Source organism: Pseudomonas sp. Yb2C2 (genome assembly GCF_052112325.1).
In the GTDB taxonomy this organism is placed as follows: domain Bacteria; phylum Pseudomonadota; class Gammaproteobacteria; order Pseudomonadales; family Pseudomonadaceae; genus Aquipseudomonas; species Aquipseudomonas marginalis.
Window position 1 is genome coordinate 95,673 of record NZ_JAVAJK010000015.1, and the last position, 13,994, is coordinate 109,666.

General features: G+C 58.5%; 17 protein-coding genes. 14 read left to right on the forward strand and 3 right to left on the reverse strand.

All coding sequences use genetic code 11. The annotated features are described in order from the left end of the window. Positions 1-348: 348 nt before the first annotated feature. From Q8X51_RS20980 to Q8X51_RS21010, 7 genes are read left to right on the forward strand one after another with little or no spacing between them, the layout of a single operon-like run. Complete coding sequence (locus Q8X51_RS20980) at positions 349-1,308, forward strand: sugar ABC transporter substrate-binding protein (protein WP_027604099.1); 960 nt, start codon at positions 349-351, stop codon at positions 1,306-1,308. 57 nt (positions 1,309-1,365) lie between these two features. Then, entirely contained in the window at positions 1,366-2,919 is a 1,554-nt protein-coding gene (locus tag Q8X51_RS20985; protein WP_137212876.1) for a sugar ABC transporter ATP-binding protein, read from the forward strand. Further along, the gene (locus tag Q8X51_RS20990) at positions 2,916-3,893 is read left to right on the forward strand and encodes an ABC transporter permease (protein WP_065927257.1); all 978 of its coding nucleotides are present in this window, start codon (positions 2,916-2,918) and stop codon (positions 3,891-3,893) included. Before Q8X51_RS20985 ends, Q8X51_RS20990 begins: the two co-directional genes overlap by 4 nt. 3 nt (positions 3,894-3,896) lie before the next feature. Continuing rightward, positions 3,897-4,919: a LacI family DNA-binding transcriptional regulator gene (locus Q8X51_RS20995; protein ID WP_065927258.1), complete on the forward strand. Its 1,023-nt coding sequence runs from the start codon at positions 3,897-3,899 to the stop codon at positions 4,917-4,919. 23 nt (positions 4,920-4,942) lie between these two features. Next, entirely contained in the window at positions 4,943-5,860 is a 918-nt protein-coding gene (gene rbsK / locus Q8X51_RS21000) for a ribokinase (protein WP_065927259.1), read from the forward strand. Continuing rightward, positions 5,857-6,261 (forward strand): D-ribose pyranase, encoded by a 405-nt coding sequence (gene rbsD, locus Q8X51_RS21005; protein ID WP_407693498.1) that lies wholly within the window; start codon positions 5,857-5,859, stop codon positions 6,259-6,261. Before rbsK ends, rbsD begins: the two co-directional genes overlap by 4 nt. Before the next feature lie 26 nt (positions 6,262-6,287). Beyond that, entirely contained in the window at positions 6,288-7,316 is a 1,029-nt protein-coding gene (locus Q8X51_RS21010; RefSeq protein ID WP_407693499.1) for a nucleoside hydrolase, read from the forward strand. Between the two features lie 26 nt (positions 7,317-7,342). Here the strand turns inward: Q8X51_RS21010 and Q8X51_RS21015 are convergent, their stop codons facing one another. After that, positions 7,343-7,555 (reverse strand): hypothetical protein, encoded by a 213-nt coding sequence (locus Q8X51_RS21015; protein ID WP_027604106.1) that lies wholly within the window; start codon positions 7,553-7,555, stop codon positions 7,343-7,345. A 154-nt stretch (positions 7,556-7,709) separates the two neighbouring features. Here Q8X51_RS21015 and Q8X51_RS21020 point away from each other — a divergent pair, with 154 nt between their 5' ends. Both Q8X51_RS21020 and Q8X51_RS21025 read left to right on the forward strand, forming a co-directional pair. Next, positions 7,710-8,015 (forward strand): hypothetical protein, encoded by a 306-nt coding sequence (locus Q8X51_RS21020; protein WP_065927262.1) that lies wholly within the window; start codon positions 7,710-7,712, stop codon positions 8,013-8,015. Positions 8,016-8,157: 142 nt separating this feature from the next. Beyond that, positions 8,158-8,478, forward strand: a complete 321-nt coding sequence (locus Q8X51_RS21025; protein WP_027604108.1) for an I78 family peptidase inhibitor — start codon at positions 8,158-8,160, stop codon at positions 8,476-8,478. A gap of 73 nt (positions 8,479-8,551) precedes the next feature. Here Q8X51_RS21025 and Q8X51_RS21030 read toward each other — a convergent pair whose 3' ends face one another. Both Q8X51_RS21030 and Q8X51_RS21035 read right to left on the reverse strand, forming a co-directional pair. Next, complete coding sequence (locus Q8X51_RS21030) at positions 8,552-8,764, reverse strand: cold-shock protein (RefSeq protein ID WP_003234260.1); 213 nt, start codon at positions 8,762-8,764, stop codon at positions 8,552-8,554. A gap of 289 nt (positions 8,765-9,053) precedes the next feature. After that, entirely contained in the window at positions 9,054-9,368 is a 315-nt protein-coding gene (locus tag Q8X51_RS21035; protein ID WP_027604109.1) for a hypothetical protein, read from the reverse strand. A gap of 367 nt (positions 9,369-9,735) precedes the next feature. Between Q8X51_RS21035 and thrS the strand changes: the two genes are divergently transcribed. The 5 genes from thrS (at position 9,736) to pheS (ending at position 13,976) form a co-directional block, all read left to right on the forward strand. Next, complete coding sequence (gene thrS / locus Q8X51_RS21040; protein WP_048719014.1) at positions 9,736-11,658, forward strand: threonine--tRNA ligase; 1,923 nt, start codon at positions 9,736-9,738, stop codon at positions 11,656-11,658. Continuing rightward, positions 11,658-12,209, forward strand: coding sequence for a translation initiation factor IF-3 (infC, locus tag Q8X51_RS21045; RefSeq protein ID WP_015884933.1), 552 nt, complete (start codon positions 11,658-11,660; stop codon positions 12,207-12,209). The genes thrS and infC overlap by 1 nt, the downstream gene beginning before the upstream one ends. Before the next feature lie 60 nt (positions 12,210-12,269). Then, complete coding sequence (gene rpmI, locus Q8X51_RS21050; RefSeq protein ID WP_002553160.1) at positions 12,270-12,464, forward strand: 50S ribosomal protein L35; 195 nt, start codon at positions 12,270-12,272, stop codon at positions 12,462-12,464. 29 nt (positions 12,465-12,493) lie between these two features. Continuing rightward, positions 12,494-12,850 (forward strand): 50S ribosomal protein L20, encoded by a 357-nt coding sequence (gene rplT, locus Q8X51_RS21055; RefSeq protein WP_003174975.1) that lies wholly within the window; start codon positions 12,494-12,496, stop codon positions 12,848-12,850. 109 nt (positions 12,851-12,959) lie between these two features. Then, positions 12,960-13,976, forward strand: a complete 1,017-nt coding sequence (pheS, locus tag Q8X51_RS21060) for a phenylalanine--tRNA ligase subunit alpha (RefSeq protein ID WP_065927263.1) — start codon at positions 12,960-12,962, stop codon at positions 13,974-13,976. The last annotated feature ends 18 nt before the right edge of the window (positions 13,977-13,994 follow it).

Sequence of the window (13,994 nt, forward strand, 5' to 3'; positions counted from 1 at the left end):
CCTGAGGTGTGGCGTTCGGTTGTCCGAAAGTTATGACGAAAGAATCCTGAGTGCCGCGCCAAAACCTGTCGTTTCAGAGAACGACCGAACGTGGCAGATGTTTAAGAGCGGCCTTCGCAGGACGGGAGAGCCGGGGCTGGAGGTCTTGCATGAAAGGCCATGTTCTACCGTTGACAAATCTCGACAAGGTTCTCATAGTTTGGCTAACGCAAACGTTTGCTAGATGTTTCATGAGACCCTTGATTAGAGTCTCCTGTCAGCTCGTATCAGCCACCCGGGTGGGAGGGCCGCCGAAGCACACTTCGGTGCACGCGTTGCTCACAATAATCATAAGATCGGAGTGAACCCATGAAGCTGCCATTCGCTGGACGTCTTCTTGCTGTCGCTGTGCTTGCTGCCGCATCCGCCGCCTTACCTTTCTCCCCTGCATTCGCTGATGACGCTGCCGCCAAACCCAAGGTCGGCCTGGTGATGAAATCCCTCGCCAACGAATTTTTCGTGACCATGCAGGACGGTGCCAAGGCGTATCAGAAAGATCACGCCGCCGATTTCGACATGATCACCAACGGCATCAAGGACGAAACCGATACCAGCGCGCAAATCGGTATCGTCAAGCAGATGATCCTGGCCAAGGTCAATGCCATCGTTATCGCGCCTGCTGACTCCAAGGCACTGGTAAAAGTGCTGGAGGATGCCTCTAAAGCCGGGATCAAGATCGTCAACATCGATAACCGCCTGGACCCGGACGTGCTGAAAAGCAAAAACCTCGATATTCCCTTCGTCGGCCCCGACAACCGCAAAGGCGCCAAACTGGTGGGCGACTACCTGGCCAAGCAACTGGCTGCCGGCGACAAGGTCGGCATTATCGAAGGCGTACCGACCACCACCAACGCCCAGCAGCGCACCGCGGGCTTCAAGGATGCGATGGACGCTGCCGGTATGAAGATCGTTTCCACCCAATCCGGCAACTGGGAAATTGACCAGGGCCAGAAAGTGGCCTCGGCCATGCTGAGCGAACACCCGGACCTCAAGGCGCTGCTGGCCGGTAACGACAACATGGCCCTGGGCGCAGTCTCCGCCGTACGTGCTGCAGGCAAGGCCGGTAAGGTGCTGGTGGTGGGTTACGACAACATCGACGCCATCAAGCCGATGCTGCAGGACGGTCGTGTGCTGGCGACCGCCGACCAGGCGGCTGCGCAGCAAGCGGTGTTCGGTATCCAGAACGCCCTCAAGCTGGTCAAGGGTGAGAAAGTCGATGCCAAGGACGGCATGATCGAAACCCCGGTCGAACTCGTCCTCAAGAAGTAATCCTGGCAGCACCCAACAGCGTCCGCCCGTCCTGGGCGGACGCCTGGAGATTTTCCTATGTCATCTTCCGCTCCGAACGCTGTCCTCTCGGTCAGCGGTATCGGTAAGACCTATGCCCAACCGGTTCTGGCCGACATTACCCTCACGCTTAACCGTGGTGAAGTACTGGCGCTGACCGGTGAAAACGGCGCGGGCAAGAGTACCTTGTCGAAGATCGTCGGCGGGCTGGTCACCCCGACCACCGGGCACATGCAATTCCAGGGGCAGGATTACCGTCCGGCCAGCCGTACCCAGGCTGAAGCGTTGGGCGTGCGCATGGTCATGCAGGAACTCAATCTGCTGCCGACGCTGACCGTGGCCGAAAACCTGTTTCTGGATAACCTGCCCAGCCACTGTGGCTGGATCAGCCGCAAGCAATTGCGCAAAGCCGCGATCGAGGCCATGGCCCAGGTCGGCCTGGACGCCATCGACCCGGACACTCTGGTCGGTAGCCTCGGCATCGGCCATCAACAGATGGTCGAGATCGCCCGCAACCTGATCGGCGACTGCCATGTGCTGATCCTCGACGAGCCCACCGCGATGCTCACGGCCCGCGAAGTCGAGATGCTGTTTGAGCAAATCACCCGCCTGCAGGCCCGGGGCGTGGCGATCATTTATATTTCGCACCGGCTCGAAGAACTGGCCCGTGTCGCCCAGCGCATTGCGGTATTGCGCGACGGCAAGCTGGTCTGCGTCGAGCCGATGGCCAATTACAACAGCGAACAACTGGTCACCTTGATGGTGGGCCGGGAGCTGGGAGAACACATCGACCTGGGGCCGCGCAACATCGGCGGCCCAGCCCTGACCGTGAAGGGCCTGACCCGCTCGGACAAAGTCCGCGACGTATCCTTTGAAGTGCGTGCCGGTGAGATATATGGCATCTCCGGCCTGATCGGCGCCGGTCGTACAGAGTTACTGCGGCTTATCTTCGGTGCCGACCTGGCCGACAGCGGCACTGTAGCTTTGGGTTCGCCGGCCCAGGTGGTGAATATTCGCTCGCCGGTGGATGCCGTGGGTCATGGCATTGCCCTGATCACCGAGGACCGCAAGGGCGAAGGGCTGCTGCTGACCCAGTCGATTAGTGCGAATATCGCACTGGGCAACATGCCGGAAATTTCCGCTGGCGGCCTGGTCAATAGCCGCGATGAAACTGCCTTGGCCAAGCGCCAAATCGATGCCATGCGGATCCGCAGTTCCAGCCCGGCGCAATTGGTGTCCGAACTGTCCGGTGGCAACCAGCAGAAAGTGGTGATCGGCCGCTGGCTGGAGCGCGACTGCTCGGTGATGCTGTTCGACGAGCCCACCCGTGGCATTGATGTCGGTGCCAAGTTCGATATTTATGCCTTGCTGGGTGAATTGACTCGCCAGGGCAAGGCGCTGGTGGTGGTGTCCAGCGACCTGCGTGAACTCATGCTGATCTGCGACCGCATCGGCGTGCTGTCCGCCGGGCGCTTGATCGAGACCTTCGAGCGCGACAGCTGGACCCAGGACGAATTGCTCGCCGCCGCCTTTGCCGGCTATCAGAAACGTGATGCGCTGCTCAACGACGCAGTGCTTAGGGATACCCCATGAAACTAACAACTTCCCCCGGTAAAACCGGCGGCAACTTCTACGGCCTGGGCACCTACCTGGGGCTGGCCGGTGCATTGCTGGCGATGATCGCGCTGTTTTCGGTGCTCAGTGATCACTTCCTGTCCTATGACACGTTCAGCACCCTGGCCAACCAGATTCCTGACCTGATGGTGCTGGCGGTGGGCATGACCTTCATCCTGATCATCGGCGGTATCGACCTGTCGGTGGGCTCGGTATTGGCGTTGGCGGCATCGGCGGTCAGCGTGGCGATTCTCGGGTGGGGCTGGAGTGTCTTGCCGGCTGCCTTGCTCGGCATGGGCTGCGCCGCGTTGGCCGGCACTATTACCGGCTCGATCACGGTGGCCTGGCGCATTCCATCGTTTATCGTGTCCCTCGGCGTGTTGGAAATGGCCCGTGGCGTCGCGTACCAGATGACCGGCTCGCGCACGGCCTATATCGGCGATTCGTTTGCCTGGCTGTCCAACCCGATCGCCTTCGGCATTTCGCCGTCGTTTATCATCGCTTTGCTGGTGATCATTGCCGCCCAGCTGGTATTGACCCGCACCGTATTCGGTCGTTACCTGATCGGTATCGGCACCAACGAAGAAGCCGTACGCCTGGCCGGGATCAATCCCAAGCCGTACAAGATTCTGGTGTTCAGTCTTATGGGCCTGCTGGCCGGTGTGGCGGCGCTGTTCCAGATTTCGCGCCTGGAAGCGGCAGACCCGAATGCCGGTGCCGGCCTCGAGCTGCAAGTGATCGCCGCAGTGGTGATCGGCGGCACCAGCCTGATGGGCGGGCGTGGTTCGGTGATCAGTACCTTCTTCGGTGTGTTGATTATTTCGGTATTGGCCGCCGGCCTGGCGCAGATCGGTGCCACGGAGCCCACCAAGCGCATCATCACCGGTGCCGTGATCGTGATCGCCGTGGTCCTGGATACTTATCGCAGCCGTCGTGCCAGTCGGCGAGGCTGAACCATGGCAACGATCAAGGATGTGGCCGCGATTGCAGGTATTTCCTACACCACCGTGTCCCATGTGGTGAACAAGACGCGCCCGGTGAGCGAGCCGGTACGGATCAAGGTTGAAGCGGCGATCAAACAGCTCGACTACGTGCCCAGTGCCGTCGCGCGTTCGCTCAAGGCCAAGACCACGGCCACCATCGGATTGCTGGTGCCCAACAGCCTCAACCCGTATTTTGCCGAGCTGGCCCGGGGCATCGAGGATTATTGTGAGCGTAACGGCTACTGCGTGATTCTCTGCAACTCCGACGACAACGCGGAAAAACAACGCAGCTATTTGCGGGTGTTGCTGGAGAAGCGCGTCGATGGCTTGATCGTGACTTCGGTAGGCGGTGATGACAGCGGCCTCGCCGCAGGCTTGAGCGCCGTGCGCACGCCCATGGTGATTGTCGACCGGGCTCTGGATGGCATCGATGTCGACCTGGTACGCATCGACCACGAGGAGGGCGCCTACCTGGCGACCCGGCACTTGCTTGAGCTGGGGCATCGGGACATCGCCTGCATCGGCGGCCCGGCCCACACCCGCGTCGCGCAAATGCGCCTGGCGGGTTACCAGCGTGCGCTCCATGAAGCCGGTGTGGCGGTGGTGGCCGATCGCATCCAGGAAAGCGACTTCACCAGCACCGGCGGTTATGCTGCTGCCGTGCAATTGCTGGCGCAGAACCCGCCCAGCGCGATTTTTGCCAGCAACGACATGATCGGCTTCGGCGTGTTGCGCGCGGCGGCGGAGCGCAATATCCGCGTGCCCGGTGAACTGTCGGTGATCGGTTTCGATGACATTCAAATGGGCCGCTACGTGTACCCGGCGCTGACCACGGTCGGGCAGTCGATCCTGCAACTGGGCGAGACCGCGGCCGAGCTTTTACTGCGACGAATTGCAACCCCCCAACTGCCGATCGATCAACGCATCGTGACGCCGAGCATCGTGTTGCGTGAATCGACGGCGCCCGTCGCCGGTGTGTTCGCCCAATACCGCTGAACCGAATTGATGAGTACTGATGTATGCCAGCAAAAGTAGTGGTAATAGGCAGCTTGAACATGGACCTGGTCACCCGCGCGAGTCGGCTGCCCCGTGCCGGTGAGACCCTGGTCGGCCAGACGTTTTCCACGGTGCCTGGCGGCAAGGGCGCCAACCAGGCAGTGGCCTCGGCGCGACTGGGTGCGGATGTGGCAATGATCGGCTGTGTCGGTAGCGATGCCTATGGCACTGAACTGCGTGGCGCCTTGCTGGTGGAAGGTATCGATTGCCAGGCGGTGAGCACCGTGGACGGTTCCAGTGGCGTGGCCTTGATTGTGGTGGACGACAGCAGCCAGAACGCGATTGTGATCGTTGCCGGCAGCAACGGCGAGCTGACACCCGCCTCACTGCAGGCGTCCGATGCGGTGCTGCAGGCTGCCGATGTGATTATCTGCCAGCTGGAAGTGCCGATGGATACCGTGGGCTACACCCTCAAGCGCGGTCGTGAACTGGGCAAGACCGTGATCCTCAACCCGGCGCCGGCCAGCGGCCCGTTGCCCGCCGACTGGTACGCCTCGGTCGACTACCTGATTCCCAACGAAAGCGAAGCCAGCGCACTGAGCGGCGTGACAGTCGACTCCCTCGACAGTGCCAAGGTCGCGGCGACACGGTTGATCCAGGCGGGAGCTGGCAAAGTCATTATTACCCTGGGTGCCCAAGGTGCGTTGTTTGCCGATGGCCAGGGCTTTGAGCACCTGGTGGCGCCCAAGGTCAAGGCGGTGGATACCACCGCTGCCGGCGATACCTTTGTCGGTGGTTTTGCCGCAGCACTGGCCAGTGGCAAAAGTGAAGCCGAGGCCATCCGTTTCGGCCAGGTCGCGGCAGCCTTGTCAGTCACCCGTGCTGGTGCGCAACCCTCCATTCCTACGCTGCATGACGTTCAAGGTTTTGTGCTTTTATGAAAAAGACGCCTCTGCTCAATATCGCCTTGTCGCGGTTGATCGCATCCCTGGGCCATGGTGACATCCTGGTGATCGGCGACGCCGGCCTGCCAGTGCCGCCCGGGGTCGAGTTAATCGACCTGGCGCTGACCCAGGGCATTCCCGACTTCATCAGCACCTTGCGTATCGTGCTCAGTGAAATGCAGGTGGAAAGCCACGTGCTGGCGGAAGAAATCCTGCTCAAGCAGCCATCCGCGCTGACGGAGCTGAACGCTTTGGCTGAACAGGCCGCCCTCGGCGAGCGACGTCTGCTCAGCCATGAACAATTCAAGCAACTGAGCCGTAGCGCGCGCGCTGTCGTGCGTACCGGCGAGTGCCAGCCTTACTGCAATATCGCGCTGGTCTCCGGCGTAACCTTCTAGAGTTTCCCAACGACAAGGAGTGTTTTATGCAACGTGGTCTGCCAACCCTGAAAAACCTGTTTCGGAGTGTCCTGCTTTTGTCCGCACTCACTGCTGCCAGCGCCCAAGCGGCGGAAAAAATCGACTTGATCATCGACACTGACCCAGGTGCCGACGACGTGGTGGCCTTGCTCTTCGCCATGGCTTCCCCGGACGAATTGAACATTCGTGCACTGACCACCGTCGCCGGCAACGTGCGCCTGGACAAGACCTCGCGTAACGCGCGCCTGGCCCGCGAGTGGGCCGGGCGTGAAGAAATCCCGGTGTACGGCGGCGCACCCAAGCCGCTGTTGCGCACACCGATCTATGCCGAGAACATCCATGGCAAAGAAGGTATTTCCGGCGTCACCGTCCATGAGCCTAAAAAGGGCCTGGCCGAAGGCAACGCCGTTGATTACCTGATCAAGACCCTGCGTGCGGCCAAGCCTCACAGCATCACCATTGCCATGCTCGGTCCGCAGACCAACCTGGCGCTGGCCTTGACCCAGGACCCGGAAATCACCCAAGGCATCAAGGAAGTGGTGGTGATGGGGGGCGCGCACTTCAACGGCGGCAATATCACCCCGGTTGCCGAGTTCAACCTGTTCGCCGATCCGATTGCAGCCGAGATTGTGCTCAAGAGTGGCGTCAAGCTGACCTACCTGCCGCTGGACGTGACCCACAAGGTGCTGACCAGCGAGGCGCGCCTGAAGAAGATCGCCGACATCAACAACAACGCGAGCAAGGTCGTCGGCGATATTCTCAATGAATACATCAAGGGCGATATGGAACACTACGGCATCCCGGGCGGCCCGGTACATGATGCCACTGTCATCGCCTATCTGCTCAAGCCGTCCTTGTTCACAGGGCGTCAGGCCAATATGGTGGTGGACAGCCGCGAAGGCCCGACCTTCGGCCAGACCATCGTTGATTGGTACGACGGCCTGAAGCAGACAAAAAATGTGTTCTGGGTTGAGAACGGCGACGCCCAGGGCTTCTTCGATCTGCTCACCGAGCGCCTAGCACGCTTGAAGTAACCCGGTCGACGTTCGCCAGCCGGTTCTTATTCGCGCTCGGGGTCTGGTGCCCCCATGTGATCGGCCGGGTATTTTTCGAATACCTGGCCGATGAACGCCTGTGCCGCCTGGGTGCCGAGTTCCTTGACCAGCAGGTCGATACCGATGATTGCCAGTTCCTCCGGGCTTCCTGGGCTGTAGGAACTTTGTCCTTGGGGCCATTTGGCTTTGATGTCGGCTTGGAGCGTTACGGTGGTCATGGAAGTCTCACGGATTGAAATGCTGGGCAATGCGCTGGAACGCGGCTCTAACCGGCGCAGTTAATCATTTTGCGCGGGGTTTGGCACTGCTACTTAGGCATGAAGCAGGTGCTGTGCGACACTGTCCTCCTGTTTAATTGCCGGGGGACCCCGCGTGCAGATCGATTTGAATAACCCCGAGAACCTGACACTGGCCGCCGTGCGTCAACTGATCGCCAGTGCCAGTGATGACGAGCATACCCAGTTGCGTGTAACCAGGGCCGGAATTGCCTACATATCTTCTGGGGTGGTGGGAGGCACTGACATCGATGGCCTGCTGTTCCGCCTGGAGACCTGGGCCAAGGGTTCCGGTTATGTCGGCAATGTCGCGGCCAGCGACGAGGTCTGGGTTACACAGATTTTCAATGCGCTGAAGCAGAACTGGCCGAAGCCGCCGTTTGATTACATCGACGTCTACTGATTGCGCTCATATTTGGTCACGATTGATCGGGCGAATGCCTGCTGATAGTCGGGCAGACTTACCTATCGGCGGTTTACGTTTTGAAACCTATCAGCCAGACCGCTGTCGCACGATCTCTGTTCATTTTTCAATAGGAGGCTTCATGCCTTGGAAGCTCGCATCATTCGGTACTTTGTTGGCAGCACTCGCGTTGGCGGGTTGCAGCACCCCGGGTGCCTCTGAGCCAGCCAAAGACGCCGCCGTGACCGATGCCGGTCATAGCCGCTGTGAGTCGAAGGCCGCCGAATTCAGCATTGGCCAGAAAGCCTCGCCGCAGTTGCTGGAGCAGGCCCGTACCCGTGCTGGCGCACAGAACGCGCGGATCCTCAAGCCCAACGATATGATCACGCTGGAATACCGCTCCGACCGCCTGAACCTGAACACCGATGACAACCTGGTGATCACACGCGTTAATTGCGGCTGATCGTTTCCAGGCTTTTGCAACGCCCATAAAAAACCCCGTCACATGGACGGGGTTTTTTTAGCTCAGCGGAGAATTACTCGCCGCGAACCTGTGCAGCTTGCATACCCTTTTGGCCTTTCTCAGCCACGAAGGAAACGGTTTGGCCTTCTTTCAGGCTTTTGAAACCGTCGCTTTCGATAGCTTTGAAATGTACGAACAGGTCGTCACCGCCACCTTGAGGAGTGATGAAGCCGAAGCCTTTTTCATCGTTGAACCATTTAACGGTGCCGGTTTGGCGATTAGACATGGTGTATCTCCAAGAAACATATATTTTCAGTAGTGCTGTGCTGCTCAGGCCAACTGGGCACACTGGGCTATCATAGTCGAAATGTTCGGCTTGGGAGCCCCCCCAAGGCATTGTTTGCTAATCAATAGCGTTGCGTTTGCTACTTGTGTCGGCTGAAAGCCCCGATCTACGGGGCTTCGGCGCGAAATATCAGCTGGTAAAAAAAGCCGTAAAAGCTGCGTAATTTGTGCGAAATGGCAGTTTTCAGGCTGTTTTCCTGCCAAAACGGCCGTCTGATCAAGGCCCGATCTTACTTTTTCTTCACGACTTTGCAGGACGAAATAGCCGCGACTGCCTTGTTTTTAAGCTCCGGGCTGGCGTTCTGGTTAGTCATGAGCTCTTTGATTTCCGCAGTGCTCAATTCGGCGTTGATCTTGTCGGCGCCACATTCGCAGTGGGCCTTGGCAGTCTTGACGTCTACGTTCTGGCTGGCGGCCGCGCTGCAGTCGCTGACGAAACTGTCACGGGCACCGGCTGGCCAATTGGATGGAGCGGCAGCCTGCGCGCCGAGGGAAAGGAGGCTCAGGGTAGCGGCGAAAGCGAGGGTCGAGGTAAAACGCATCATGGGATGCTCCTTTGATTCGAGGACGAACGGCGATTCTCAGTGGGTTTGAGGTGTGGCGTACAGCTCAAGTTCACTTTTGCAGCTATAAAGGCTGGAATTTGTCTTTGCAGCGGATACTGCCGGCGCGATGACCGTTCATCTGTGCTAGCATCTTCGGCCTGGCTAATTCCGGGCGCGCCATTTGCCGCCTTGCCATGTTTCTTTTCAGCTCACTCCAGTCACTGTGGTTCGATTATCGGTTGGCCGAAAGGCTCCTGCCGCTGTAAGGCAGGCGTTCATCACTGAACGGCCTGGTGTTGGATCTTGTACTGGCTCATCCCAACCCACGTGACCTTTGGTAGGGGTCACCACTAGGAGAGGAGGCGCCATGCCAACTATTACTCTTCCCGACGGCAGTCAACGTTCATTCGATCATTCGGTTTCCGTAGCCGAGGTCGCCGCATCCATTGGTGCTGGCCTGGCCAAGGCCACCGTGGCCGGCAAGGTCGATGGCAAGCTGGTTGACGCCAGCGACCTGATCACCTCCGATGCCAGCCTGCAAATCATCACGCCCAAGGATCAAGAGGGGCTGGAGATCATTCGCCACTCCTGCGCGCACTTGATTGGCCATGCGGTCAAGCAGCTGTATCCGACTGCGAAGATGGTAATCGGCCCGGTCATCGACGAAGGCTTTTATTACGATATCGCCTACGAGCGTCCTTTCACCCCGGACGATCTGGCCGCTATCGAACAGCGCATGCACGCCCTGATCGAAAAAGATTACGACGTCATCAAGAAAGTCACTCCGCGCGCCGAAGTGATCGACGTGTTCACTGCGCGTGGCGAAGACTACAAGCTGCGCCTGGTGGAAGACATGCCGGACGAGCAGGCCATGGGCCTGTACTACCACGAAGAATACGTCGATATGTGCCGTGGTCCCCACGTGCCGAACACGCGCTTCCTCAAGTCCTTCAAGCTGACCAAGCTGTCCGGTGCCTACTGGCGCGGCGACGCGAAGAACGAGCAGCTGCAACGCATCTACGGTACTGCCTGGGCTGACAAGAAGCAGCTGGCCGCCTATATCCAGCGCATTGAGGAGGCCGAAAAACGCGACCACCGCAAGATCGGCAAGCGCCTGAACCTGTTCCACCTCCAGGAAGAAGCGCCGGGCATGGTGTTCTGGCACCCGAACGGCTGGACCCTGTACCAGGTGCTCGAGCAGTACATGCGCAAGGTTCAGCGCGACAACGGTTACCTGGAGATCAAGACCCCACAGGTCGTTGATCGCAGCCTGTGGGAGAAATCCGGGCACTGGGCCAACTACGCCGACAATATGTTCACCACCCAGTCGGAAAACCGCGACTACGCCATCAAGCCGATGAACTGCCCATGCCACGTGCAGGTGTTCAATCAAGGCCTGAAGAGCTATCGCGAGTTGCCGATGCGCCTGGCCGAGTTCGGTGCCTGCCACCGTAACGAGCCATCGGGTGCGTTGCACGGCATCATGCGGGTACGCGGCTTCACCCAGGACGACGCCCACATCTTCTGTACCGAAGAGCAGATGCAGGCCGAATCCGCCGCGTTCATCAAGCTGACCATGGACGTTTATCGTGATTTCGGCTTTACCGAAGTCGAGATGAAGCTGTCCACTCGTCCGGAAAAACGCGTCGGTTCCGACGAACTGTGGGATCGCGCCGAAGCGGCCCTGGCCGCAGCGCTAGACAGTGCGGGCCTTGCGTACGATCTGCAGCCGGGTGAGGGGGCCTTCTACGGGCCGAAGATCGAGTTCTCGTTGAAAGATTGCCTTGGCCGTGTCTGGCAATGTGGTACCTTGCAGCTCGATTTTAACCTGCCGATCCGTTTGGGAGCCGAATACGTCTCCGAAGATAACAGTCGTAAACACCCGGTTATGCTGCACCGGGCGATCCTCGGCTCGTTCGAACGGTTCGTCGGTATCCTGATCGAGCACTACGAGGGTGCGTTCCCTGCGTGGCTGGCTCCGACTCAGGCAGTGATCATGAATATCACTGATAAACAGGCGGATTTTGCTGCTGAAGTTGAAAAAACTCTCAACGAAAGCGGATTTCGTGCCAAGTCCGACTTGAGAAATGAAAAGATCGGCTTTAAAATCCGCGAGCATACTTTGCTCAAGGTTCCCTATCTTTTGGTTATCGGAGATCGGGAAGTCGAGATGCAGACTGTCGCTGTGCGTACTCGTGAAGGTGCTGACCTGGGCTCGATGCCCGTCGCCCAGTTCGCTGAGTTCCTCGCGCAAGCGGTTTCCCGGCGTGGTCGCCCAGATTCGGAGTAATTATTATTAAGCGTGAAATGAGACAAGATAAACGAGCTGCACCGAAAGCCCCGATCAACGAGAATATCTCGGCACGCGAGGTTCGGTTAATTGGCGCTGACGGCGAGCAGATTGGCATCGTCTCGATTGATGAAGCGCTTCGTATTGCAGAAGAGTCCAAGTTGGACCTGGTGGAAATCTCCGCCGATGCAATCCCACCCGTTTGCCGGGTGATGGACTACGGCAAGTCGATCTTCGAAAAGAAGAAGCAGGTTGCCGCGGCGAAGAAGAACCAGAAGCAGATTCAAGTAAAAGAAATCAAGTTTCGTCCAGGGACGGAGGAAGGGGATTACCAGGTAAAACTGCGCAACCTGGTACGTTTCCTGAGTGATGGGGACAGGGCCAAGGTATCCTTGCGATTCCGCGGCCGTGAGATGGCCCACCAGGAGCTGGGGATGGAACTCCTCAAGCGGGTTGAAGCTGACCTGCTCGAGTACGGTTCGGTCGAACAGCATCCTAAGATGGAAGGACGCCAGCTGATCATGGTCATCGCCCCGAAAAAGAAGAAGTAATCAACAGGGCACGGCAGGCCTTCTGATTATGTTTATCAACTGAATGCGGAGTATCCGAACATGCCAAAGATGAAGACTAAAAGTGGTGCTGCTAAGCGGTTTCTGAAAACTGCTAACGGTATCAAGCACAAGCACGCTTTCAAGAGCCACATCCTGACCAAAATGTCGACCAAGCGTAAGCGTCAACTGCGCGGTAGCAGCTTGCTGCATCCGTCTGACGTGGCAAAAGTCGAGCGCATGCTGCGCCTTCGTTAATTTTGGATCAAGAATAGAGGAAGTAACTCATGGCTCGTGTAAAGCGTGGCGTCATTGCCCGTAAACGTCACAAAAAAATTCTGAAACTCGCTAAAGGCTACTACGGCGCGCGTTCACGCGTATTCCGTGTTGCCAAGCAAGCGGTAATCAAGGCAGGCCAATACGCCTACCGCGACCGTCGTCAGAAAAAACGTCAGTTCCGCGCTCTGTGGATCGCTCGTATCAACGCTGGTGCACGTGTTAACGGTCTGTCTTACAGCCGTTTCATCGCTGGCCTGAAAAAAGCGTCCATCGAAATCGACCGTAAGGTTCTGGCTGAACTGGCCGTGAACGAAAAAGCGGTGTTTGCTGCGATTGTCGAGAAAGCTAAAGCCACCTTGGCTTAAGTACCCCCGACAGTCACCCTGGGCTGCGCCTGTAGCCCAAGGTGGTAAACGTCATAAATAGGGGAAGAGCCTTCAAGCTCTTCCCCTATTTTGTATCTGGAGTCTGTACATGGAAAACCTGGACGCGCTCGTCGCTCAAGCTCTTGAGGCTGTGCAAAGCGCTGAAGATATCAATGCCCTGGAGCAAATCCGGGTTCACTACCTTGGCAAAAAGGGTGAATTGACTCAGGTGATGAAGACCCTGGGAAATTTGCCGGCTGAAGAGCGCCCGCAATTCGGCGCGCTGATCAACGTTGCCAAGGAGCGTGTCACAGAGGTGCTCAATGCGCGCAAGGCGACCATGGAGGAGGCCGATCTCGCAGCCAAACTCGCCGCCGAGTCCATTGATGTAACCCTGCCTGGTCGTGGCCAGGCCTCGGGCGGTCTGCATCCGATCACCCGGACTCTGGAACGTATCGAGCAGTTCTTCACCCATATCGGCTACGGCATTGCCGAAGGCCCTGAGGTCGAAGACGACTATCACAACTTCGAGGCGCTCAACATCCCAGGCCATCACCCGGCCCGGTCGATGCACGACACCTTCTATTTCAATGCAAACATGCTGTTGCGCACCCATACCTCCCCGGTACAGGTCCGCACCATGGAAGCGAACAAGCCGCCGATCCGCATTGTCTGCCCAGGCCGTGTGTACCGCAGCGACTCCGATATCACCCACTCGCCGATGTTCCACCAGGTCGAAGGCCTGCTGGTTGATCGCGACATCAACTTCGCCGACCTCAAGGGCACCATCGAAGAGTTCCTGCGAGTGTTCTTCGAGAAAGAGCTGGCGGTGCGTTTCCGTCCATCATTCTTCCCGTTCACCGAGCCATCCGCAGAAGTCGACATGGAATGCGTGATGTGCAGCGGTAAAGGCTGCCGCGTCTGCAAGCAGACTGGCTGGCTGGAAGTGATGGGCTGCGGCATGGTTCACCCCAATGTGCTGCGCATGTCCGGGATCGATCCGGAAGAGTTCTCGGGCTTTGCCTTCGGCATGGGCGTTGAGCGTCTGGCCATGCTGCGTTACGGCGTGAACGACTTGCGTCTGTTCTTCGACAACGACTTGCGGTTCCTCGCGCAATTTCGCTAGTCGTAACGAATCTTTAGG